General features: G+C 69.8%; 22 protein-coding genes. 17 read left to right on the top strand and 5 right to left on the bottom strand.

What is annotated here, in order from left to right; all coding sequences use genetic code 11:
• Positions 1-3: 3 nt before the first annotated feature.
• The 4 genes from ligA to smc are packed head-to-tail and all read right to left on the bottom strand — an operon-like array spanning position 4 to position 7,161.
• Complete coding sequence (gene ligA, locus ENE75_RS21185; RefSeq protein WP_128200422.1) at positions 4-2,085, bottom strand: NAD-dependent DNA ligase LigA; 2,082 nt, start codon at positions 2,083-2,085, stop codon at positions 4-6.
• Positions 2,086-2,099: 14 nt separating this feature from the next.
• Positions 2,100-2,552, bottom strand: coding sequence for a GNAT family N-acetyltransferase (locus tag ENE75_RS21180; protein WP_158289036.1), 453 nt, complete (start codon positions 2,550-2,552; stop codon positions 2,100-2,102).
• Positions 2,553-2,554: 2 nt separating this feature from the next.
• A complete protein-coding gene (locus ENE75_RS21175; protein ID WP_128200419.1) occupies positions 2,555-3,634 on the bottom strand; it encodes a cell division protein FtsZ in 1,080 nt (359 codons plus the stop codon).
• A gap of 14 nt (positions 3,635-3,648) precedes the next feature.
• Positions 3,649-7,161 carry a chromosome segregation protein SMC gene (gene smc, locus ENE75_RS21170; RefSeq protein ID WP_128200417.1) on the bottom strand — a complete coding sequence of 1,171 codons (3,513 nt, stop codon included), beginning with the start codon at positions 7,159-7,161 and terminating at the stop codon, positions 3,649-3,651.
• Positions 7,162-7,473: 312 nt separating this feature from the next.
• Between smc and ENE75_RS21165 the strand changes: the two genes are divergently transcribed.
• The 10 genes from ENE75_RS21165 to ENE75_RS21120 all read left to right on the top strand — a co-directional run bounded on the left by ENE75_RS21165 (position 7,474) and on the right by ENE75_RS21120 (position 15,992).
• On the top strand, positions 7,474-8,697 hold the full coding sequence (locus ENE75_RS21165; RefSeq protein ID WP_233259197.1) for an MFS transporter: 1,224 nt from the start codon (positions 7,474-7,476) through the stop codon (positions 8,695-8,697).
• Positions 8,694-9,110: an SET domain-containing protein gene (locus ENE75_RS21160; RefSeq protein ID WP_128200415.1), complete on the top strand. Its 417-nt coding sequence runs from the start codon at positions 8,694-8,696 to the stop codon at positions 9,108-9,110. Before ENE75_RS21165 ends, ENE75_RS21160 begins: the two co-directional genes overlap by 4 nt.
• 160 nt (positions 9,111-9,270) lie before the next feature.
• The gene (locus ENE75_RS21155; protein ID WP_128200413.1) at positions 9,271-10,524 is read left to right on the top strand and encodes an HD-GYP domain-containing protein; all 1,254 of its coding nucleotides are present in this window, start codon (positions 9,271-9,273) and stop codon (positions 10,522-10,524) included.
• Between the two features lie 271 nt (positions 10,525-10,795).
• Positions 10,796-11,659 carry a flagellin domain-containing protein gene (locus ENE75_RS21150; protein WP_128200411.1) on the top strand — a complete coding sequence of 288 codons (864 nt, stop codon included), beginning with the start codon at positions 10,796-10,798 and terminating at the stop codon, positions 11,657-11,659.
• Between the two features lie 329 nt (positions 11,660-11,988).
• Complete coding sequence (gene fliD, locus ENE75_RS21145) at positions 11,989-13,437, top strand: flagellar filament capping protein FliD (RefSeq protein ID WP_128200410.1); 1,449 nt, start codon at positions 11,989-11,991, stop codon at positions 13,435-13,437.
• Positions 13,438-13,528: 91 nt separating this feature from the next.
• The gene (fliS, locus tag ENE75_RS21140; RefSeq protein WP_128200408.1) at positions 13,529-13,963 is read left to right on the top strand and encodes a flagellar export chaperone FliS; all 435 of its coding nucleotides are present in this window, start codon (positions 13,529-13,531) and stop codon (positions 13,961-13,963) included.
• Positions 13,964-13,985: 22 nt separating this feature from the next.
• Entirely contained in the window at positions 13,986-14,285 is a 300-nt protein-coding gene (locus ENE75_RS21135) for a flagellar protein FliT (RefSeq protein WP_128200406.1), read from the top strand.
• Between the two features lie 19 nt (positions 14,286-14,304).
• A complete protein-coding gene (locus tag ENE75_RS21130) occupies positions 14,305-15,066 on the top strand; it encodes a flagellar brake protein (protein ID WP_128200695.1) in 762 nt (253 codons plus the stop codon).
• 4 nt (positions 15,067-15,070) lie between these two features.
• A complete protein-coding gene (locus ENE75_RS21125; protein WP_128200404.1) occupies positions 15,071-15,472 on the top strand; it encodes a type IV pilin protein in 402 nt (133 codons plus the stop codon).
• A gap of 16 nt (positions 15,473-15,488) precedes the next feature.
• Entirely contained in the window at positions 15,489-15,992 is a 504-nt protein-coding gene (locus ENE75_RS21120; protein ID WP_128200402.1) for a GspH/FimT family pseudopilin, read from the top strand.
• Positions 15,993-16,026: 34 nt separating this feature from the next.
• On the opposite strand, the gene fliE is transcribed toward ENE75_RS21120, so the two are convergent.
• The gene (gene fliE, locus ENE75_RS21115) at positions 16,027-16,353 is read right to left on the bottom strand and encodes a flagellar hook-basal body complex protein FliE (RefSeq protein WP_128200400.1); all 327 of its coding nucleotides are present in this window, start codon (positions 16,351-16,353) and stop codon (positions 16,027-16,029) included.
• Positions 16,354-16,576: 223 nt separating this feature from the next.
• Between fliE and fliF the strand changes: the two genes are divergently transcribed.
• The 7 genes from fliF (at position 16,577) to ENE75_RS21080 (ending at position 23,816) form a co-directional block, all read left to right on the top strand.
• Positions 16,577-18,217, top strand: a complete 1,641-nt coding sequence (fliF, locus tag ENE75_RS21110; RefSeq protein ID WP_233259196.1) for a flagellar basal-body MS-ring/collar protein FliF — start codon at positions 16,577-16,579, stop codon at positions 18,215-18,217.
• Positions 18,218-18,244: 27 nt separating this feature from the next.
• Positions 18,245-19,240, top strand: coding sequence for a flagellar motor switch protein FliG (gene fliG / locus ENE75_RS21105; protein WP_128200693.1), 996 nt, complete (start codon positions 18,245-18,247; stop codon positions 19,238-19,240).
• Complete coding sequence (locus ENE75_RS21100; protein ID WP_128200396.1) at positions 19,224-19,979, top strand: FliH/SctL family protein; 756 nt, start codon at positions 19,224-19,226, stop codon at positions 19,977-19,979. The genes fliG and ENE75_RS21100 overlap by 17 nt, the downstream gene beginning before the upstream one ends.
• Entirely contained in the window at positions 19,976-21,385 is a 1,410-nt protein-coding gene (gene fliI, locus ENE75_RS21095) for a flagellar protein export ATPase FliI (protein WP_128200394.1), read from the top strand. Before ENE75_RS21100 ends, fliI begins: the two co-directional genes overlap by 4 nt.
• An 11-nt stretch (positions 21,386-21,396) precedes the next feature.
• On the top strand, positions 21,397-21,861 hold the full coding sequence (gene fliJ / locus ENE75_RS21090) for a flagellar export protein FliJ (protein ID WP_233259195.1): 465 nt from the start codon (positions 21,397-21,399) through the stop codon (positions 21,859-21,861).
• Between the two features lie 209 nt (positions 21,862-22,070).
• Positions 22,071-23,105 carry a flagellar hook-length control protein FliK gene (locus tag ENE75_RS21085; RefSeq protein ID WP_158289035.1) on the top strand — a complete coding sequence of 345 codons (1,035 nt, stop codon included), beginning with the start codon at positions 22,071-22,073 and terminating at the stop codon, positions 23,103-23,105.
• Between the two features lie 126 nt (positions 23,106-23,231).
• Positions 23,232-23,816: a flagellar basal body-associated FliL family protein gene (locus ENE75_RS21080; protein WP_128200390.1), complete on the top strand. Its 585-nt coding sequence runs from the start codon at positions 23,232-23,234 to the stop codon at positions 23,814-23,816.

Raw genomic sequence — 23,816 nt, 5'->3', positions numbered from 1 at the left:
CCGTCAGGCGTTGGCGCCGGGGAACGGCCCGCCGGCCAGCAGTGCCTGCAGGCCCGCCTCGTCGATCACCGGCACGCCGAGTTCGCGCGCCTTGTCGAGCTTGCTGCCAGCCTCCGCGCCGGCGACCACGGCACTGGTCTTCTTCGACACCGAGCCGGCCACCTTGGCACCGGCCGCCTCCAGCAGCGCCTTGGCCTCGTCACGGCTGAGCGTGGGCAGGGTGCCAGTGAGCACGATGGTGCGGCCGGCCAGCGGCTTGGGCGTGGTGTCGGCCTCGCCATCGTGCTCGGCCCAGTGCACGCCGGCGGCCCGCAGCTGCTCGACGATCTCGCGGTGGTGGGGCTGCTCGAAGAACTGCCGCACGCTCTGCGCCACGATGGGCCCGACGTCGGGCACCTCGAGCAGCTGCTCGAGCGTGGCGTCCATGATCCGGTCCAGGGCCCCGAAGTGCCGTGCCAGGTCCTTGGCCGTGGTCTCGCCGACCTGGCGGATGCCCAGCGCATAGAGGAAGCGCGCCAGCGTCGTCGCCTTGCTCTTGGTCAGCGCCGCGACCAGGTTGGCCGCGCTCTTGTCGGCCATGCGCTCCAGCGCCGCCAGCTTGGCCACACCCAGCGTGTACAGCTCGGGCAGCGTGCGCACCAGGCCACCGTCGACCAGCTGGTCCACCAGTTTGTCGCCCAGGCCCTCGACGTCCATCGCCCGCCGGCCCGCGAAGTGCAGCAGGGCCTGCTTGCGCTGCGCGGCACAGAACAGGCCGCCGGTGCAGCGGTGGTCGATGCCGCCCTTCTCGCGCCGGACCGGGCTGCCGCACACGGGGCAGGCGCGCGGCATCCGGAAGTTGGGCACGTAGGCGAGCCGGGGCTGCGGTACGCGGCCCACCACCTCGGGGATCACGTCGCCGGCGCGACGCACGATCACCGTGTCGCCCACGCGCACGCCCTTGCGGCGCAGTTCGAACAGGTTGTGCAGCGTGGCGTTGCTGACCGTGGTGCCACCCACGAACACCGGCTGCAGCTTGGCCACCGGTGTGAGCTTGCCGGTGCGGCCGACCTGGATCTCGATGTCGCGCAGCAGCGTCATCTGCTCCTGCGCCGGGTACTTGTGCGCCACCGCCCAGCGCGGCTCGCGGGTGACGAAGCCCAGCCGCTTCTGCAGCGCGATGTCATCGACCTTGTAGACCACGCCGTCGATGTCGAATGGCAGCGCATCGCGCTTCGCCGCGATCTCGGCGTGGAAGGCCACCAGGCCTGCCGCCCCCTGCACCACCCGGCGGTCGGCACACACGGGCAGCCCGAACGCGGCGATGGCGTCCAGCGTGCCGCTGTGCGTGGCCGGTTGCGCCCAGCCGGTGGTCTCCCCCAGGCCGTAGGCGAAGAAGCTCAGCGTCTTGTCGGCCATCGCCCGCGGGTCGAGCTGACGGATGGCCCCGGCGGCGGTGTTGCGCGGGTTGATGAAGGTCTTGCCGCCCTTCTCGCGCTGGCGCTCGTTCAGCCGCTCGAAGTGGTCGCGGCGCATGTAGACCTCGCCGCGGATCTCGATCACCGGCGGCAGGCTGGCCTGTGCGCCCTGCAGACGCAGCGGGACCTGGCCGATGGTGCGCACGTTGTGGGTCACGTCCTCACCGGTCTCACCGTCGCCGCGGGTGGCGGCCTGCACCAGCACACCCTGCTCGTAGCGCAGGTTGACCGCCAGGCCGTCGAACTTCAGTTCGCAGGCATAGGCCAACGGGGGAGCGTCGGCCGCCACGCCGAGCTCGCGGCGCACCCGGGCGTCGAAGGCCTCTGCACCCGCCGCGGTGGTGTCGGTCTCGGTGCGGATCGACAGCATCGGCACCGCATGGCGCACCGGTGTCAGGCCATCGAGCACCTGGCCGAGCACGCGCTGCGTGGGCGAGTCGGCCGTCAGCAGGTCGGGGTGGGCCGCCTCGATCGCCTGCAGTTCCTGGAACAGCCGGTCGTACTCGGCGTCCGGGATCTCCGGGGCGTCGAGCACGTAGTAGCGGTGCGCGTGGTGGTGCAGCTGCGCGCGCAGTTCCGCCGCGCGGCGGGCCGGATCGGTGTCGGGTTCGGAGGCGGTGGAGACCATGGTCGGCCGGAAGTCTACGGCCGCACCATGCGGAAGCGGTCGAACACCACCCCCTGGTACGGCTCGGTCACCACCCGGTCAAGGCGGAAGCCCGCGCGCTCGAACACGGGCCGGGAGATGGGTGTGGCCCAAGCCTGGAACTGATCGCGGTTCGGCGTGCGCATCGCATGCGCCAGCAACGCGGTGCCGAGCCCCTGCCTTGTGGCGTCGGGCCGCACGTAGAGTGAGCGCACCTCGCCGTCGCCATCGGCCCCGCAGAAGCCCAAGGGGTCGGCCTCACCGGCCACCCAGGTGGTGGCGCCCAGGACGTAGTCGCGGAAGGCTGGCGTGTCGGCACCGAAGCTGACCCACGCCGCCACCTGCTGCGGCGTGTAGACCTGCGGCCCCAGCGTGCGCGCGCACTGCGCATACAACGCCGCCAGCCTCGGCACGTCCGCCGCGGTGGCGCGGCGAAAGACCGGGGCCACCATCAGCTGAACAGGCGCCGCGCGGCTGCGCTGCCCGCGGCCAGGTCCCGCGCCTCCAGCTGCGCGTAGAGCTGCTCCAGTTCCTTGCCGATGACGGCGAAGGCGTGCACGGTGATGGGTTCGCCGTAGTCGTCGACCACGGTGGCGGCCAGGTCGTCGGCCAGCTTGCGGGCGGCGTTGTGCCAGGCCGGAAACGGCTCCAGCGCCGGTGCCGTCTGTGGCACATCCAGGCTGAGCTGACATTCGCGGACCGCGGCGCGCTGCGGGTCGTCCTCCAGCGCTGCCTGTGGGTCGAAGGTCAGCGCCAGCATCGGCGGGTCGCCGTCGTACGGCGATGGCAGCACCATGCGCCCCGGGACAGCGCCGGAGACGAAGCCGTGCCGCGCCGCGCACTGCTGGATGAAGCCCACCGACCAAGCCACGGCATCGCTGCGCAGCGTCAGCGCCAGCTGGGCGTCTCGCGGGCTGGCGAAGGCATCGAGTTCGCGGGCACGGGCCACCACGTCGAGCATGTCGGGCACTTCGGGCATGGCGCCCACCGCATCGGCGAAGGCCTGCACCTTGTGCACGAACTCGGAGTACTCGATCTCGTTGAGCGGCCCGCTGCGGCTGGCCAGCTGCACACCAGCCTGCAGCTCGGCGTACCGGTGCCCGGGCAGCAGCGGCTGCCATTCACCCGTGGCCGCATCCAGGCCCTCGATGTAGAAGGGCTTGCTGCCTGCGCGACGCGTGGTGGGTGCGTGCTGCATCAGGAAGTCGCCGCTGACAGGGGATTCCAGCGTCATCGTCACCAGGGCGTCGATCAGTGCATCGAGCCGTGGCGCGCGGCGCACCAAGCTGCGGCTTTCGTGCAGCCCGGCCGGGATGGTGTCGGGCCCGGTGTCGCGCTCGGGCCCCTCGGCGCCGGCGGCTGGCAAGTCGATGCCGGGCTCGATACGCTCGTTGAGCGTCGGCGGGGTGGGCACGCCGGGCGGCGGGCCGCGCCGCCCCGGCCGCTCGCCCCGTGCCATCCACCAGCCCTGCAGCGCGATGGCGGACAGCACCACGGCCGCCAGGGCAAGCAGGGGCCAGGTGAGGTCCATGCGCGGCCCGGCTTCTACAGTTCCGCCATCGACACCGCGGACTCCATGTCCACGGCCACGATGCGGCTGACGCCCTGTTCCTGCATGGTCACGCCGATGAGCTGTTCGGCCATCTCCATGGCGATCTTGTTGTGGCTGATGAACAGGAACTGCGTGCCCCGGGACATCTCCGCCACCAGCTTCGAATAGCGTTCGGTGTTGGCGTCGTCCAGCGGCGCGTCCACTTCGTCGAGCAGGCAGAAAGGCGCCGGGTTGAGCTGGAAGATGGCGAACACCAGCGCGATGGCGGTCAGCGCCTTCTCGCCACCGGAGAGCAGGTGGATGGTGCTGTTCTTCTTGCCCGGCGGCTGCGCCATCACCTGCACCCCGGCGTCCAGGATCTCGTCGCCCGTCATCACCAGCTTGGCGTTGCCACCGCCGAACAGGCTGGGGAACATGCGGCCGAAGCCTTCGTTGACCTGGTCGAAGGTGGTCTGCAGCAGCTCGCGCGTTTCCAGGTCGATCTTGTGGATCGCGTCCTCCAGGGTCTGGATGGCGTCCTGCAGGTCGGCGTTCTGGGCGTCGAGGAAGGTCTTGCGCTCGCGCGAGGCCGTCAGCTCGTCCAGCGCCGCCAGGTTGACCGCACCCAGGGCATTGATCTCCCGCTGGATGCGGTCGATCTCGGTCTGCAGCCCCCAGAGCTTGACCTGGCCGTCCTCGATGCTCTGCGCCAGCGCGGCCATGTCGACCTCGGCGGCCGTGAGCTGTTCCAGGTACTGCGCGCCGCCCAGCTGCGCGGCCTGGTGCTCCAGCTGCAGCTTGCCGATCTTCTCGCGCAGCGGGTCCAGGCTGCGCTCGAACTGCAGGCGCTGCTCGTCGGCCTGGCGCAGCTTGGCGTTCAGGTCGTCGTAGGTGCTGCGCGCGGCCGCCAGCACCTGCTCGCGTTCGAGCTTCAGGGCCAGCGCCTCCTGCAGCCCGGCCTGGGCGGCGGCGTCGTCGAAGCCCGCCAGTTCCTGCGCCACCGCCTCACGGGTCTGCTCGGCCTGCGCGATCTGCTGCTGTGCGGTCTCGATGCCACGCTGCAGTTCGCCGCGCCGTGCCGACAGCTGCCGCGCCTGGAACTGCGACTCCTGCGCCTGCCGCTCCAGCGCACGCAGCTGCTCGCGGGCATCGGCCAGCTGGCGCTCGGCGGCGATGACGGCGTCTTCGAGCTCGGCATGGCGCTCCTGCGCCGTGCCCAGCTGGATGTCCAACTCCTCGAATCGGCCTTCGCCAGTGAGGCGCTTCTCCTGGATCTCCTCCAGCTGCGCATCGAGCTCGCCCAGCTCGTCGCCCAACTGGGCGCGGCGGCTGTTGGCGGCGTCGGCCTGCTGCGTCAGGCGCAGCAGCTCCACCTGCAGCTGGTGGGCGCGGGTCTGGGCCTCGGCGGCTTCGCGGCGCGCCGTGGCCAGGCGACCGGCGGCGTCGCTGTAGGCGGCCTCCAGGCGCACGGACGCGGCCTTGGCCTCGTCGGCGATCAGCGCCTGTGCGCGCTGCCGGCGGTCCAGGTTCTCGATCTCCTGGGCGCGGGCCAGCATGCCGGCCTGTTCGGAATCCGGGGCGTAGAAGGCCACCGCGAACTGCGACACGGCGTGACCGTCCTTCACGACGATGACCTCGCCGTGCGTGAGCTGATCGCGCTGCGCCAGCGCTTCGTCGAGGCTGCTGGCGGTGTAGACGCCTTCCAGCCAGTCGTTGAGCAGTGCCGAAAGACCGGCGTCGTTCAGCCGCAGCAGGTCCGACAGGCGCGGCAGCGTGCGGTGGGTGTTCTGGATGGCCGCGCTGGGCGCGCTGTAGAAGGCCAGCTTGGCCGGCGGGGCGTCGGCGGCGAAGGCGCGCACCATGTCGAGCTTGCCGACGGACAGGGCGTTGAGCCGCTCGCGCAGCGCACTTTCCAGCGCCGTTTCCCAGCCGGGTTCGATGTGCAGGCGTGTCCACAGGCCCTGCAGGCCGTCCAGCCCGTGCCGGGCCAGCCAGGGCTTGAGCTTGCCCTCGGTCTGCACCTTCTCCTGCAGTGCGCGCAGCGCCTCGAGCCGGGCGCTGATGTCGGCCAGCTGTCCCGCTTCGCGCTGCACCCCGCCGGCCGCCTCGCGGCGCTGTTCGTCGAGCTGGGGCAACTGCTCCTGCAGTTCCTGCAGTCGGGCGTCCGCGGTCTGGAAGACCTCGTCGGCCTCGGCGCTCTGCCCGGTCATGCTGTCCAGCCTGGCCGCGTCCGGCACCACCAGGGCCTGGCGTTCACCGGCCAGGCGTTCGCGCCGGGTCTGCAACGCCCGCGTCTGCTCGTCCAGACTGCGGCTCTCGGCCGCCAGCAGCTGGATCTGCTGCTGCACCTGGGTCACGCTGCCCCGCTGTTCGTTGGCCTTTCCCTGGGCCGCGCGCACGCGCTCCTCCGCCGCCGGCAGCTGCGCCGCCTGCTCCTCGGCCTGCGCCGCCTGCAGCTCGGCCTGCTCCTCGGCCTCGGCGATTTGCGCGGCGATGTCCTCCAGCTCGGCCTCGGCCGCGGCCCGGCGCTCGGCCCACTGCTCGCCCTGGGCGTCCAGCGCCGCGAGCCGCTGCTGGGCCCGCTCACGCCCTTCGACCACGTAGCGGATGCGCTCCTCCAGCCGGCTCACGTCCAGCTGCGCCTCGGCCAGCTCGCCCTGGCGCTGGTGCAGCGCGTCGCTGGCGGCGTAGTGGGCCTGGCGCACCGTCTCCAGGTCCGCTTCCACGTGGCGCAGCTCGGCCAGCCGGGCTTCCAGTGCGTTGGTGGCTTCGGCCACGGCCTGGGCCACCCGCTGTTCCTCGCCCGCGGCATCGCGGTGCTTCAGGAACCACAGCTGGTGCAGCTTCAGTGTGCCCTGTTCCTGCAGCGTGCGGTACTGCTGCGCCACCTCGGCCTGGCGCTCGAGCTTGTCGAGGTTGGCGTTGAGCTCGCGCAGGATGTCTTCCACCCGCGTGAGGTTCTCGCGCGTGTCCTTGAGCCGGTGCTCGGTCTCGCGGCGGCGCTCCTTGTACTTGGAGACGCCGGCGGCCTCCTCGAGGAAGAGGCGCAGCTCCTCGGGGCGGCTCTCGATGATGCGGCTGATCGTGCCCTGGCCGATGATCGCGTAGGCACGCGGGCCCAGGCCGGTGCCCAGGAAGACGTCCTGCACGTCGCGGCGGCGCACCGGCTGGTTGTTGATGTAGTAGCTGCTGGTGCCATCGCGCGTGAGCACACGCTTGACGGCGATCTCGGTGAACTGGTTCCAGGGTCCGCCGGCACGCGCGTCGCTGTTGTCGAACACCAGTTCCACGCTGGCACGCCCTGCCGGCTTGCGGTGGCCCGAGCCGTTGAAGATCACGTCCTGCATCGATTCGCCGCGCAGCTCGCTGGCCTTGCTCTCGCCCAGCACCCAGCGCACCGCGTCCATGATGTTGGACTTGCCGCAGCCGTTGGGGCCGACGACGCCCACGCGCTGCCCGGGCAGCTGGAAGGTGGTGGGCTCGGCGAAGGACTTGAAGCCGGAGAGCTTGATCTGGTTCAGGCGCATCGGCCGGTGCGGGGAGAGTGCCGCAAGTGCTTGTCGTGCAAGGAAAAAGCGCTCCGCAACGGAGCGCCGACGCGGCCGGATGATAGCATCGCGCCCCCCCGCCGCCCGTGCCTCGTCGGGCACCACGACACGCATTCTTACCATGCACAAGCCCTGCCATCGCCCTGCCCTCGAGACCCCGGTGCCGGCCTTGTCGGGCACGCTGCGCAGGTCCTTGTTCGGTCGCGGTGACATCTGCGCCTTGGCAGCCGCCAGGTGCCGCAGCGTCGTCGACGCGCTCACCCCCAAGGTCAACCTCCAAGGCGTCGAGGCTTGACCGCTCCCCTGGAGTCCCCGCGCACCCACTGGCCGGCCGTGACGGCCGTGATGGCCGGCGGGCTGGCCATCGCGCTGAACGTCGGCAAGGTGCCGGTGGCCCTGCCCACGCTGCGCAGCGAGCTCGACCTGAGCCTGGTGCAGGCCGGCTGGGTGGCCTCGATGCTGGTCTTCCTGGCCTTCCTGGGCGCCACCTTCACCGGCATGTGGGTGGGCCGGCTGGGCGCGCTGCGCATGGTCCTGGGCGGGCTGGTGATCTGTGCCGGGGCGTCGCTGATCGCACCGCTGGCGCCTGGTTGGTGGCCCTTGATCGGCTCGCGGCTGCTCGAAGGCCTGGGGTTCATGGTGGTGGCGGTGGCCAGCCCGGCGCTGGTCACGGCGGCCACGTCACCGGGCGACCGGCGCTTCGCCCTGGGGCTCTGGAGCACCTACATGCCGGCCGGCGCCAGCATGGCCATGCTCGCGTCCCCTTGGCTGCTGCCGCGGACCGGCTGGACCGGCCTGTGGTTCCTGGCCGCCGCCGGCCTGCTGCTGGCAGCCGCGGCTGTGGCGGGCCAGCGCCGGCACTATGCTGCAGCGGCCCCGGGCCACGCCGCCAACGGCGGCGGGCTGTGGGCCACCGCACGCGGCGCCCTGGCCCAGCCCCTGCCCTGGCTGCTGGCGCTGAGCTTCGGCGTCTGGGCCATGCAGCACTTCGCGCTCATCGTCTGGATGCCCACCTACCTGCAGGAGCAGCGCGGTGCCGGCGCCGGCGCCACGGCCGTTCTGACCGGTCTGATGCTGCTGGCCTGCGTGCCGGGCAACCTGCTGGGCGGCTGGCTGGTGCAGCAGGAGATCCCGCGCGGGCGGCTGCTGCTGGCGGCACAGCTGTGCACCGGCGCTGGTGCGCTGGTCTACAGCACCGAGGCCCTGCCCGACCCCCTGCGCTACGCGGCGGCGGTGTTCGTGTCCTTCGCCGGCGGCGTGATCCCGGCGGCGGTGATGGCCTCGTCAACGGTGCTGGCGCGCTCGCCGCAGCAGATCGGCACCCTGCAGGGTCTGTACATGCAGGGCGCGCAGCTGGGCCAGGTGGTGGGCACGCCCCTGATCGCAGCCGTGGTGGCCAGCAGCGGACAGTGGTCCAGCGCGCTCGCGGTGACGGCCAGCGCCGCGGCCGCCGGCGTGCTGATGGCGCTGGCGGCCGGGCGCCTGGAGGCACGCATGCAGGGGCACCCCGGGTGACCCGCCCGGCCTACCAGAAGTACGCCGTCGACGTGCGCCCGAGCGCCATCGACGGCCAGGGGGCGTTCGCCGCCGAGCCGGTGCCGGCGCGGCGCAAGATCGGCGAGATCCGCGGCGAGGCCATCAGCGTTGACGAGGCCCGCATCCGCGCCACACGCAGCGAGCGCATCATGATCGTGGAGCTCTCGCCGCGGCGGGCCATCGACTTCACGCGCTCGGCCGACCCGATGCGCTACACCAACCACAGCTGCGACCCGAACGCACGGCTGGACATCCGCAACGGGCGCGTCGAGTTCTACGCGCTGCGTGACATCGCCCTGGACGAGGAGATCACAGTGGACTACGGGGAGACTCACCACGAAGGGCGCCTGCGCTGCCGCTGCGGCGCCACCAACTGCGCCGGCCGGCTGTAGGCCTCCTGGGGCGACGAGGCGGTCGTGTCGTTTCACGTCCAGCATCAATCGCCGTGAACAGCGGAAAGCGCCGGGGCTGGCTAATAATTTCGCCGAGAGTGCTCAAGCTGGACGCCAAAACGGCCGATGGTCACCGCAGTGATCCCCCGGATCCAGACCCGTGAAACTCGTCCCCTTCTCCAAGGAATACCTCCGGCTCGACGTGTCGCTGCCCTTCCCGCTGCGGGATGGCAGCGGCAACCTGCTGCTCGCCGCGAACCAGATGATCGCGAGTGAGTCGCAGCTGGCGTCGCTGAACAAGCTGAACCTGTTCACCGGCGAGCAGGAAGCGACGGACTGGCGCCGGCGTGTGGCCGAGAAGGTCAACGGCCTGGTGATCGGCGGCGCCGACCTGAACACCATCGCCCAGGCGCTGCCCGACCAGCAGAGCACCTCATCGACGCGCGAGGACAACGAGGTCCCGTTCGCGGTGGAGTTGGACACGCTGCTGCTGCAGCTGGACGCCACGCTGCGCCAGGCAACGCCGGGCAGCGGCTGGCTCGAGCGATTTGCGCCGCCGAGCCAGGCGCTTCAGCAGCTGACGCGCCGCCGGTTCGACAGTGTGGTCTACACCATGGTCCAGCACGCCAGCACCATGCTGGAGCGCTACAGCACGCACCATGCCGTGCTGGTGGCCAGCGTGGCCGCCGAGGCGGCCCGGCTGATGCAATGGACAGCCGCAGAGGTGGACAGTCTCTTCTCGGCCGGCCTGTCGATGAACGTGGCGATGACGCGGGAGCAGGACATGCTCCTGATGCAGTCGGGACCGCTGACACCGGCGCAGCGTGACCTGGTGCGTGAGCACGCCGTGCGTGGCGCGATGATGCTGCAAGCCGCCGGCGTGAAGGACCTGGTCTGGCTGGACGCGGTGGCCCGCCATCATTTGAGCGAACCGAACGTGCCGCTGGCGGAGCGCAGCACCGGCCAGCGGCTGGCGGCATTGATCCGGCGGGTGGACATCTTCGGCGCCAAGCTGAGCCGGCGTGCAGCCCGCTCGCCGATGTCGCCCATCCAGGCAGCCAGGGAGGCCTGTCTTGGCCCGGACGGCAAGCCCGACGAGATCGGCGGTGCACTGCTCCGCGCCGTGGGCCTCTATCCGCCCGGGAGCTTCGTGCAGTTGGAGAGCGGCGAACTCGGTGTCGTGATCGCACGTGGCCGACGGGCCAACCTGCCCATCGTGGCTTCGCTGGTCGGGCGCAGCGGCCTGCCCTTGGGCGAACCCGCGGTGCGAGACACGGTCGACAAGCGCCATGCGGTCAAGGGTGCCGTGCTGCCCGACGCGGTCAAGGTGCTGCCACCGCACACGCGCCTGCTCGAGATCATCCGGCTCAAGGAACAGTACCGCGCCTCGGAGCAGGATCTCCTGGACGCTTGAGCCTATGCCCGGGCCGCTCCGGCCTGCGTGTGCATCGACCGATCGCGCCGACCGCGGCAGGCCACCCGACGGCGAGACCTGCGTGGTGCCCCGCAGGGCGTGGACAGACGCGATCAGGCCCGGATTTCCGCCGCATATCGGCGGATCGTACTGAAGAGAACTGCCGAAGAATCCAACTCAACGTGCACCCATCCCTGGCGGCACGTGGACCGGAAAGCTTGGCCGACAGGCACGTTCGCCGGGAGTCGCAGATTCTTGTGGAGTGCTCAACATGCCGCAGACGATCAACACAAACCTCGCTTCGCTGAACGCGCAGCGCAACCTCAATTCCTCGCAGTCGTCGCTGATGACGTCGATGCAGCGCCTGTCCTCGGGCCTGCGCGTCAACAGCGCCAAGGACGATGCCGCCGGCCTCGCGATCGCCGAACGCATGAACGCCCAGGTCCGCGGCATGAACGTCGCGGTGCGCAATGCCAACGACGGCATCTCTCTGGCCCAGACGGCCGAAGGGGCGCTGGGCAAGGTGGGTGACGCGCTGCAGCGCATGCGTGAACTCGCGCTGCAGTCGCGCAACGCCACCAACTCCAACAGCGACAAGGATTCGCTGAACAAGGAGTACACCGAGCTGGCCAAGGAGATCCAGCGCGTGCTGGGTGGGACCACCTTCAACGGCAAGGCGATCCTCAGCGGGGAGGCGGGCACCCAGACCTTCCAGGTGGGTGCGAACGTCACGACCAACGACTCGATCGACATCGCCACCACCGACATGGCCGCGGCCAGCTCGATCATCACGGTGGCCGGCACCGGCGGCACCGCACCGACGCTGGGCATCGGTTCCGCCGCATCGTCGACGGACCTGCAGACCGTGGTCCAGAACATCGACTCAGCGCTCGACCTGATCAACAGCGAGCGTGCGACCCTCGGCGCCGCGCAGAGCCGCTTCGAGGCCGTGATCTCCAACCTGCAGATCTCCGCCGAGAACCAGGCCGCGGCACGCAGCCGCATCATGGACGCCGACTTCGCGGCGGAGACCGCCAACCTGAGCCGGGCGCAGATCCTGCAACAGGCCGGCAACGCCATGGTCGCCCAGGCCAACCAGCTCCCCCAGCAGGTCCTGCAGCTGCTGCAGGGGTGAGGCTGGACGTGGATCAGTCCCTGCGGACTGATTCACGCCTGCCGAACCTGACGAGCTCTGCGGGGCCCGCGTCCGAACCGGTCCAGGATCAGTCGCTTCGGACCAGCTTCCGCCGCCGAGCCTGGCACCGATGTCATGCCGAGCAACGTCCAGGCACATCGCGATCACCAAACCTCACATGCGCGCCGCCACTGCCCGAGGGAAGCATCGATAGCTCCCCGGGTGGGGCGGCGCGCACCCTTTCGGGGCTGGCCGGTCCGGCCCTCAAGTCCACGGGCCAGATGCCGATAGGCGCCTGAAGACCCGGCAACAGCCGAAAAGGACTCGCCATGGCCACCATCACCTCCACCGGCATCGGCAGCGGCCTGGACGTCAACAGCATCGTCACTCAGCTGATGGCGCTGGAGAGCCGACCGCTGAACATCCTGCAGCAGGCCAAGAGCGGCCTGGACACCAAGCTGTCGGCCATCGGCACGTTGCAGAGCCGCATGTCGGCCCTGCGGGACGCCTCCAATACGCTGACGTCGGTAAGCCTGTGGAATCAGACCGTGGCCAACAGCGCCAACGCCGCGGCGCTCAAGGTGAGCACCAGTGCTGGCGCTGCCGCCGGCCGGTATGCCGTGCAGGTGGACAAGCTGGCCAGCACGCAGACACTGGCGAGCACGGCCTTCTCGGGGCCGGGCGCCGTGATCGGCGAAGGTTCGCTGACGATCGAACTCGGCAGCTGGACAGGTGAACCCGCCCCTACCGGATTCACCGCCAAGAGCGGCGCGGCACCGGTCGTGGTGACGATAGGTCCTGACGACACCAGCCTCGAGAAGATCCGCGACAAGATCAACCAGTCCGAAGCTGGTGTGACAGCCACGCTGATCAACGACGCCAGCGGCACCCGGTTGTCCCTTCGTTCGAAGGAGACGGGCGCGGAGAACGCATTCCGGATCACGGCCAGCGAGACCGTTGACGATGGGAATCCAGCCACCGGACTCTCGGCCTTCGCCTACACCGCGATGGCCGCATCGCCGATGACCCGCAGCCAGACGGCAATCAACGCCGAGGCCACGATCAACGGCATCCCGATCACCTCCGCCAGCAACACGCTCGAGGGCGTGGCCGATGGCCTGACACTGACACTGTCGCAGGTCACGACGTCCGAAGTGGAGGTCAACGTGGCGCCGGACACGGCGGCGATCCAGAAGAGCATCGAGACCTTCGTCAGTGCGTTCAACGACGTGGCCAACTACATCCGCGACCAGACCAAGTACAACCCGGATACCAAGGTGGGTGGCACGCTGCAGGGCGATCGGCTGGTGGTCTCGTTGCAGGCCCAGCTTCGTGCCATCGTCAACCAGGGCAGCGAGGCTTCGGACACCTTCGAACGCCTGACGGACATCGGCATCTCCTTCACCAGCACCGGCACGCTGAGCATCAACAGCAGCAGGCTCACCGACGCACTGGGCAACCTGCCGGAGCTGCGCAAGGTGCTGGCTGCGGATGGCACCGACACGGCCAGTTCGGGCTTCATCGACCGGTTCAAGGACTTTGCCAGCTCGGTCCTGGGCGCCGAGGGCGCGTTCGAGAACCGCACCGCGAGCCTGAAGGGTCAGATCAGCCTGAATCAGAAGAGCCAGGAGAGCATGGAGCGTCGGCTGACGCAGACCGAGGAGCGCCTGCGCCGGCAGTACCAGGCCCTGGATACGGCCATGTCCAGCCTCAGCGGCACGGCGGACTATCTGACCCAGCAGCTCACGCTGATCGCCAACACGTCGAGCAGAGGTTGATCCAGGTCTCAACCCGATGGATCGCCCGACTCAAGCACGGGCAGGCGGCGACCGATAAGGCATACATACCCGCACGCTGATCCACACCGACATGTTCAGTCCCCAGCTCTCCACCCGACCCGGCCGCCCGAACCCGTTTGCCAACGCGTACCGCCAGATCGGGCACCAGACGGCCGTGGCCACCGCCACGCCGCATCGCCTGATCGAAATGCTGTTCGAAGGACTGATGGACGCACTGGCCCAGGCCAGGGGCGCCATCCGCGCCGGCCAGGTGGAGGCCAAGGGCCGTGCTCTGGGTCGGGCAGCCCGGATCGTCGACGAGGGCCTGCGCGCGGCGCTGGACCTCCGTGGCGGCGGTGCCCTGGCAGCCGACCTGCACGCGCTCTACGGCTACTTGTCGATGCGGCTGACCAGCGCGAACCTGCACAGCGACGAGCAGGCCATCGAGGAGTGCCAGCGCCTGCTGGCCCCGTTGAAGGATGCCTGGCACGAGATCGGCCCGAAGGTCGATGGCCATGCCCGTTGAGCCCCGGACGACAGGACAGATCATGGATACCCGACTGTTGAGCTACTACGAAGCCATCGAACAGGCCAGCGCCGACATGCTCAGTGCCGCCAAGGCCGGCGACTGGGACCAGGTGGTCAAGCTAGAGGGCGCCTGCGTCTTGCTGATCAGCCAACTGAAGCATGCAGCCCGCAACTCGCCACTGGACGCCGAAGCGGCCAAGGCCAAGTCGCGCATCATGCAGCGCATCCTCATCAACGACGCGGAAATCCGTCATCTGGCCGAGCCCTGGCTACAGGATCTCGACGACATGATGGCCGGCAAGCGCCAAACCCTGCACTGACCACCGAACGTTGCCTGAAATGTTCCTGGACACGCAACCGGCCCCGCTGCCCGCCGAGGGCGGGCGCGACGCCTGGCAGGAGTTCCGCGTCGCCCACCCCGGCGAGATCCTGGCCTACCTGCGCCAGCTGCGCGACGGCGCGGTGCCGGTGCAGCTGAGCAGTCCCGACGCGCACGCACTGTCGGTGTCGCTGTGGTCGATCGACGAGCGAGCCGGCAACCTGAGCTTCAGTATCGACGCCGACCGGCCACAGCTGCCGGCGATGATCGAATCCGATGAACTCGTGGGCGTGGCCTATCTGGACAGCGTCAAGCTGCAGTTCGACCTGGAACGACCGTTGATCGTCCGCGGACGCTCGGGGGCAGTGCTGCAAACGGCGTGGCCGCAGGAGATGTACCGCTTCCAGCGTCGCCAGAGCTACCGCGTGCGAACGCTCGAACGCCACGCCCCCACAGCACACCTGCGCCATCCCGCGATGCCCGACATGCTGCTGCCGTTGCGCGTGCTGGATGTCAGCGCAGGCGGGTGCGCCCTGTTCGTCGGCGACGACGTGCCCCCGCTGAAGCCCGGCACGCGACTGGGCGCGGTGCGCATCGATCTCGATGCCGACACCCGCTTCGATACCGGCCTGAGCCTGCAGCACGTCACGGCCATCCACCCCGGACAGCGCGGCATTCGGATCGGCTGCGAGTGGACCGACCTCGGCCCCGCGGCTGCCCGTGCACTGCAGCGCTACATCGACCAGACGCAGAAGCACCGGCGGATGCTGTCTCTGGACTGATGGCATGCCCAGGTCAGGCTTCACCCTGATAGAGCTGGCGATCGTGCTGGTCGTCACCGGCCTGCTCGTCACTTTCGCCTGGCCTGCGATGGAGACGCGACTGACCGCATCACGCCGTGCCGACGCCACCCTGGCCCTGGAACGTGTGCAGCTGGCCCAGGAACGCCATCGAGCCCTGCACGGGCTCTACAGTGCAGACGCCTCCGCGCTGGGCGTGTCTTTGCGCAGTCCCGAAGGGCTCTACGCTCTGAGCCTGGACACCGGCGTACCCGACGGCTACGCCGTTGTCGCCCGCCCCATTGACGGCAGCCCGCAGCAGGCCGACGCCGAGTGTGCCGAGATCACCCTGCAGGTGGTGCAGGGCTTCGCCACGCCAGGCCCGTCACGCCGCTGCTGGAACCGCTGAGGCCGTGGACCGCCCCATGGGCCGAACACCGCAGCGCTGCTCCCGGGGCCTGACGCTGATCGAGATCACGATCGCACTGGCGGTCCTCGCCATCCTGGCCACGATGGCCATGCCGACTCTCGGCGAGCGCCTGGCCCGCCAGCGGCTGGCGTCACTGGCCGAGACGCTGGCCATGGACCTCAACGAAGCGCGGCTGGAAGCCGTGCAATCGGGCCAGCCCTTGCACGTGGTGTTTTCCGGCGACGCCGGCTGGTGCTACGCCGTGGCCAGCACGGCCGGCTGCGCCTGCGGCACGCCGCAGCCTTGCCAGCTCAAGACCGAACGCGCCGCCGACTGGCCAGGCGTGACCCTGGTTTCGGCCAGCAACGTGATGCTCGAGCCGGTCGGCACGCCCGATCTGGGTGTCCAGGTGAGCCTGCGCGGGGTCGACGGGCAGCATGAAGTCCAGGTCAGCCTGTCTCTGCTGGGCCGCGCGCGCATCTGCACGACGACGCAGCTGGCCGGTCAGGCCCCTTGCTGAACCGCCCGTCCCGGCCCTGACATGGCCCGCGGGCTCAGACCTGCATGTTCATGATCTCGCTGTAGGCCTGCACCAGGCGGTTGCGCACACCCACCGCGGCGGTGAACCCCAGCTTGGCCTTCTCGCCCGCGATCATCACCTGTTCCAGAGACACCGTCGGATCTTCCATCGCGAAGGCCTTGCGCATGCCGCTGACCTCGTTCTGCGCGTCGCTGACCGAACGCAGCGCCTGCGCCATGGCATCGCGGAAGTTGGCCCCTTCCACGGCGGGGGCGGCCTTGGCCAGCGGCTGACCGTCGGGACGCAGCCCGGCACGGGCCACGGCCTGGTTGAAGTCGAACGGTTTGAGCTTGAGGTCCATGCGAGGTCTTTCGGGGCAGCGACCGGCCCTTCGCGGGCTCTGGCATGGACGGCACTGTAGCCACCCCCCTCGGCAGCGATGGATGGAACTGAAGTCCGAACCCGGCCTTTTTGGTGCCAACGATGCGGGGCGCCTGACCGAACAATGCGGCATCGCTGGACGCCTGCCGTCCGCGCAACGCCTCGAACACATGGACAACGCCGCTGTCGCTCCTGCCGCCCCGATGCTCGTGCCAGCCCAGCCGGGCTTCGCCGCGCGCCTGGCTTCGATGCCTGCCCGCAGCAAGATGAACCTGGGCATCGGGCTGGCAGCCCTGTTGGCGGTGATCGTGGCGCTGTCGATGAACGTGCGTGACGGTGAGTACCGCCCGCTGTTCCCCAGCCTCAGCGAGAAGGACGGCGGCCAGGTGATCGAAAAGCTGCAGCAGCTTGGTGTGCCGTACCGCATCGGTGAAGGGGCCAGCATGATCCTGGTGCCGGCCGACAAGGTCTACGAACTGCGCATGAAGCTCGGCGCCGCAGGCCTGCCCAAAGGCGGCGAAAGCGGCTACGACGCTCTGGACAAGGTGTCCCCTTTTGGCCGTACGCAGCGCCTGGAATCGATCAGCCTGCAACGCGCCCGCGAAGGCGAGCTGGTGCGCACGATCACGACGCTGGACTCCGTGGCCGCCGCGCGCGTGCACCTGGGCATACCCAATCAGAACGGCTTCTTCCGTGAACAGGAAAAGGCGACCGCGTCCGTCGCACTGACGCTGCACCCGGGCCGCACGCTGGACCGCGCGCAGATCGCCGGCATCGTGCACCTGGTGTCGCGCAGCGTGCCGGACCTGAAGCCCAGTGAGGTGAGCATCATCGACAGCACAGGTGCGCTGCTCAACCCGCAGGAGAACGCCAACGGCCTGGACTCCGTGCAACTGGACTACCGCCGCAACATCGAGAGCGTGGCCGTGCAGCGCGTGCTGGAACTGCTGGAACCGGTGGTCGGCCGAGGCAACCTGCGCGCCACGGTGTCTGCCGACGTGGACTTCTCGCAGGTGGAGTCGACCGCCGAGGAGTACCGGCCCAACACCGGCACCGCGCCGGCCGCCATCCGCGCCACGCGCAGCGAGGAATCGTCACAGCCCGGCGCCGCCGTTCCGGCCGGCGTGCCCGGCGCGCAGAGCAACCAACCCCAGGCAACGCCGGCCGCGCCGATCACGGGTGCAGCCGCGCCGTTGCAGGCGGCGCTGACCAGCACGACGGGTGGCAACGGCCGCCGCGAGGCCGAGACCCGCTACGAGGTCGACAAGACCGTGCGGGTCACGCGTGGCGCCACGGGCACGGTGCGCCGGCTGAACGCCGCCGTCGTGGTCAACCACCGCACGGTCACCGACGCCAAGGGCAAGACCACCACGACGCCACTGGCCCCCGAAGAGATCGAGAAGCTCACGGCGCTCGTACAGCAGGGCATCGGCTTCGATGCCGAGCGGGGCGACAAGGTGCAGGTCATCAACGTACCCTTCCACACCGAGGCGCCGGCGCCGGAGGCAGAACTGCCGCTGTGGGAACAACCATGGGTGCAGGACCTTCTGCGCAGCGGCGCGACCCCGGTAGCGCTGGTTCTGGTGGCACTGATCGCGCTGTTCGGTTTCATTCGACCGGCACTCAAGGCCGCAACGACCCCATTGCCGCCGGCGCCTGGCAGCCAGGTCGACGCCGTGGTCGCAGACGAGGAGGAACTGCCGCCAATGGAGGCCGCACCTCCACAGCTCGAGGCACCACAGGCCAACGAGAAGCTCGAGGCCGCCCGCCGGCTGGCCAAGGAGAACCCGGCGGCAGTGGCCAACATCATGCGCAGCTGGGTCAACCCCGAAGCCGCAGCCTGACCGGGCGACAGCATGGCAAGCAGCAACCTGGACGAGCAAGGCCTGGAGGACGCGGCGATCCTGCTGATGTCGCTGGGCGAGGAGGAGGCAGCCGAGGTCTTCAAGCACCTGGGGCCGAAGGAGGTGCAGCGCCTGGGCGAGACCATCGCGCGAATGAAGTCGGTGCCGCGCGAGCGCTTCTCGAAGGTGCTGGACAAGTTCGACACCGTGGCCCAGGACCAGAACATGCTGGTCAGCGACACCGACGAGTACGTCAAGTCGGTCTTGCGCAAGGCACTGGGCGACGACAAGGCCAACCTCCTGATCGACCGCATCCTGCAGGGCAGCGACGTCACCGGCATCGAGAGCCTGAAGTGGATGGACGCACAGAGCGTGGCCGAACTGCTGCGCAACGAGCACCCGCAGATCGTGGCGGCCATCGTCGTGCACCTGGAGGTGGACCAGGCGTCGGACGTTCTCAAGCTGATGACCGAACGCCAGCGCAACGAGGTGCTGGTGCGCATTGCCACGCTCGACGGCATCCAGCCGATGGCGTTGAAGGATCTCAACGACGTGATGAGCAAGGTGCTCGCCGGCGGCGACCGGATGAAGAAGGCCAACCTGGGCGGCGTCAAGGCCGCCGCGGAGATCCTGAACCTGCTGGGCAGCGCGATCGAAACCTCTGTGCTGGACTTCGTGCGCGAGAGCGACAACGACCTGGCGCAGAAGATCATGGACAACATGTTCGTCTTCGACGACCTGGTCAACCTGGACGACAAGGGCATCCAGGCGCTGATGAAGGAAGTGCAGTCCGAGTCGCTGGTGATCGCGCTCAAGGGCGCCACGCCGGAACTGCGGGAGAAGATCCTGAAGAACATGTCCACCCGCGCCGCCGAGACGCTGCGCGAGGACCTGGAGTCGCGCGGTCCGGTCAAGCTGTCCGAAGTCGAATCGGAACAGAAGGAAATGCTGAAGATCGTCCGCCGTCTCGCCGACGAAGGCCAGATCGTGATGGGAGGCGGCGGTGATGAGCAGTACGTCTGACCGCAGCCGGATCCGCAACGTGCCGCCGCCGCCGGGCAGCAAGGCCGGCAACGCCTACACGCGCTTCATTCCCCGCGAGGAACTGCAGGACTTTGCTGCCTGGGCGCCAGACTCCTTCGGGGACCGGATCGGTCCTCATCCGGCAATGCACCCGCAGGCCGAGGCGCCGGAGCCACAGGCCCCGCCCGTCGATCCACAGGCGGAGCTTGCCGCGGCCCGGCAGGCCGGCTACGAGGACGGCTACCGTGACGGCCTGGTGGCGCTGGAAGGATTCAAGCAGAGCTTCGCCGCCCAGGCCACCGCCCAGGTGGGCGCCCTGGTGCAGGGCATGGATGCCGCCTTCGACGCCCTGGAGGCGCAGCTGGCCGACGCCGTGGCCGCCACCGCCGTGCAACTGGCGCGGCAGGTGCTGCGGCATGAGCTCAGCGTGCAGCCCGAACTGGTGGCCCGGGTGGCTGGCGAGGCCGTCGGTGCCGTGCTGCTGTCGGCCCGCCAGATTGCCGTGCACGTGCACCCGCAGGATCTGCCGCTGGTCGCCGAAGGTGCAGGGGAACTGCTGCAGGCCCGTGGAGCGCGCCTGGTGGCTGAAGCCTCGATCCGGCGCGGCGGTTGCCGCATCGAATCCGACCTCGGCGCCGTCGATGCCCGCATCGAATCGCGCTGGGCTCAGGCCGCTGGCGCACTGGGCAGCACGGAACCCTGGTCGTCTGTGACCGGCAGCGAGGAGCCCGACGCATGACATCCGTGGTGGAACGCCGCAGCCGCTGGCAGCGCTACCTGGCCGATCTGCAGACCTTCGCCGCCTTGCCCCAGCCACTGGAGACCGAGGGTTCGCTGGTGCGCGTGACCGGGCTCGTGCTCGAGGCGGCCGGCGTGCGCGTCCCGGTGGGCTCGGTGTGCGAGGTCTTCAGCGAGGGGCAGCCCCCGGTGCTGGCCGAAGTCGTGGGGTTCAACGGCGATCGTGCCTTCCTGATGCCCACGGGCGAGGTGCATGGCCTGGCCAGCGGTGCCCGCGTCGTACCACGCCCTGCCCCCAACCTGCCGCCGCGCTTCGGCCAGGAGAACCACCCCTGGCGACGCAGCGAGGATCGCGGCCTGCACCTGCCCATGGGTGTCGGGTTGCTCGGCCGCGTCGTCGACGCCCACGGCGTGCCGATGGACCGTGGCGGGCCCCTGGCGGGCACCGCCGAGCTCCCCATGGTGCGCCGCCCCATCAACGCCATGGACCGCGACCCGGTACGCCAGCCGCTGGACACCGGCGTACGCGCCATCAATGCGCTGCTCACCGTCGGCCGCGGCCAACGCCTGGGTCTGTTCGCCGGCACCGGCGTGGGCAAGTCTGTCCTGTTGGGCATGATGGCCCGCTACACCGCGGCCGACGTCATCGTCGTCGGCCTGATCGGCGAACGCGGACGCGAGGTCAAGGAATTCATCGAGGACATCCTCGGCGACGAGGGTCGCGCCCGCAGCGTGGTCGTCGCCGCCCCGGCCGACGCGCCTCCCTTGGTGCGCCTGCAAGGCGCCACCTATGCCACCGCCATCGCCGAGCACTTCCGCGATCAAGGTCGCCACGTGCTGCTGCTGATGGACAGTCTGACCCGCTACGCGATGGCCCAGCGCGAGATCGCACTGGCCATCGGCGAGCCACCAGCCACCAAGGGCTATCCACCCAGCGTGTTCGCCAAGCTGCCGGCACTGGTGGAGCGCAGTGGCAACGGCCTCCAAGGCAATGGCTCGATCACCGCCTTCTACACGGTGCTGACCGAGGGCGACGACCCGCAGGACCCGATCGCCGACGCGGCACGCGGCATCCTGGACGGTCATATCGTCCTGTCGCGCGAACTGGCGGAGGCAGGCCACTTCCCGGCCATTGACGTCGAGAAGTCGATCTCGCGCGTGATGGGCTCCGTGGCTGACCGCGGACACGTGGCGGCCGCCCGCCGTGCCCGACAGATGCTGGCCCGGTACAACAAGGCCCGCGACCTGATCCAACTGGGTGCCTACACCCCGGGCCACGATGCCGAGCTCGACCTGGCCGTGAAGCTGCACCCACCGCTGACCGCGATGCTGCAGCAGGACATGCACGACCGCGCCACGCTGCCGGCCAGCCTGAAGCAGCTGGCAACGTTGGTGCCGAACGCCTGAGGGCCTGACCGATGACGCCGGCTTCGCTGCAATCGCTGAAGACGCTGCTCGAACACGCCGAGGGCGAGCGCGATGCTGCCCAGGCGGCACTGCGCGAGGCCGAGGCACTGGCCAGGCGCCATGCCGACCAGGCCAGCGAACTGCAGTCGTACCGTGCCCAGTTCCAGGCCCGCTGGACTGCGCAGTTCCGCCAGCCGACGGTGCCGGCCCTGCTGCAATGTCACCACGGGTTCTCGCAGCGCCTGGACCAGGCCATCGCGCAGCAGGACGCCCAATGCCGCCAGCAGGGGCAGCGCGTGGCACGAGCGCGCGAACAGCTCAGGCGCTGCGAACAGCGCGTGGCCGCCGTGCGCAAGCTGATCGAACGCCGCCTGGCGGCGCAACAGCGGCTGGCGCAGCGGCGCGATCAGAAGCAGACCGACGAGGCCGCCCAGCGCGCCGCCTGGGCGCGCGCCATTTCGGCCGACATCACCTGAACCCGGTTCTCGCCATGCATGTTGCCGCCACGACTCCCGCCCAGACCATCTCGCCTTCGGCCACGCCGCAGCAGCCCGGCTCGGACGAGACCGACGCTTTCTCGCGCGCGCTTCAGGCGGCACGCCGGGCCGCCCCCGGCCAGGACCGTGACAGACCCGACATCAACGGCCGTAGCGTGCAGGCGGCCCCGCAGAAGTCCGGCCATCACATGATCCGCAAGGCCAGCGCACCGGGTGGGAGCCCGGGCGAGGACGCCTTGTCGGCACCGGACACGGCGGCCGACCCAGTCGTGGCCGACCGGCCCGTCGACCGTCCCGACCGGGTCACGGCGGACGTTGCCCTTGCGGACTTGAACCAGGCCTCGGATCAGCAGCTCTCACCGGCCCAGCCGCAGGCCTGGCTACCGCCCGGCCTGCGTCCCGAGCTCGGCCGTGCGGCGACGCCCGCCGAACCTGTCGACCAGGCGCCGGAAGACGACAGTGACGTTGCCCTGGTGGCCGGGGCCGACGATCGGCCGCGCCCTGGACGCGGCGGCGGCGCCTCATGGGCAGCCGCCCGTGGCGCCGACGGTGACCACGCCGGTGTCGCCCGCGGCAAGCTCGACGAACTGGCCGAAAGCGACACCACTGGTGCCGCGGAAGCGCCTCTGTCCGCGCCGGGCGCTGGCTTCGGGCAGGCGTTTCGACAAGCTGTCGGAGACGCCGCCCCGGCCGTCTCCGGCGCAACGGCGATGCATCCTGCAACGGGCGCACCAGCGGCCACGCCCGACGTGGCCGACGCCCCTGAGGGGGTCGCCTTGCCTGAACGGGAGATTCGTGCGCCGCTGCACAGCCCGGCCTTCCCGCCTGCGCTCGGTGCCCAGCTCACCCTGCTGGTCAAGGAAGGTGTCACCGAGGCGCGGTTGCACCTGAACCCGGCGGAGATGGGTCCGATCGCGGTGCAGATCCAGATCGAAGGCCACCACGCCCGGGTGGAGATGGTCGCCGAACACGCGTCCACGCGCCAGGCTCTCGAGCAGTCCATGCCTTCGCTGGCCAGCGCCCTGCGCGACAGCGGGCTCACACTGACCGGCGGAGGCGTGTTCGAGCACTCGACGCGTCAGGACCAGCAAAGCGACACGCCAGCCAACGCTCGGGCCTCATGGCGCGCGGATGGTGAGGGTCAAGGCGACCCCGACGGTGGCGCCGAACTGCTGACACGCCTGCCCGCCAGCCCACGGGGCGTGGTGGACGTCTACGCCTGACGCAACGACCGGCCCGCCCGGGCCGGCCCCTCGTGCCCGCCGGCTGGCCGGAAATCGTGCCGCTTATCCCGGCATCAGTTCGGGCTCGCCTTCGAATAATGACCTGCAGGTTTCGAAGGAGTCCGCATGTCCGCTGCTGCCGCCACCGCCGATGCTCCGGCGCCCAAGGGCAAGAAGAAGCTGCTGATCATCATCATCGCCGCCGTGGTCGTGCTGGCGCTCGCCGGCGTGGGTGCAGTGCTGATGCTCAAGAAGAGTCCAGCCGAGCACGAGGATGCCGACGACGGACACGCCAAGCCGGCCGTCGCCAAGGCGCGCGACCCCAAAGCGGCCCCCGTGTTCGCGCCGCTCGAGCCCTTCACGGTGAACCTCGCCGACAAGGAAGCCGAGCGATACGCGCAGGTAGGCATCACGCTGGAACTGGTGGACAGCAGCACCGAAGGTGCGCTGAAGACCTTCATGCCGGCGGTGCGCAACAACATCCTCATGCTGCTGGCCCACAAGACCTCGGCCGAACTGATGGAGCGCGACGGCAAGGAGAAACTGGCCCGTGAAGTGGCCCGCGAGGCCGCGCGCGGCCTGGGCATCGAGTTGGAGGACGAGGAAGACGAGGAGGAGGACACCTCCTCCAAGCGCAAGAAGCGCAAGCGGGCGCCGGCGCAGGAGCTGCCGATCACGGCCGTGTACTTCTCGACCTTCATCATCCAGTAA

The sequence above is a fragment of the Rubrivivax albus genome (genome assembly GCF_004016515.1).
Classification (GTDB): Bacteria; Pseudomonadota; Gammaproteobacteria; order Burkholderiales; family Burkholderiaceae_C; genus Rubrivivax; species Rubrivivax albus.
Note: the sequence above shows the minus strand (reverse complement) of the source record. Positions and strands in the feature narration are given on the sequence as shown.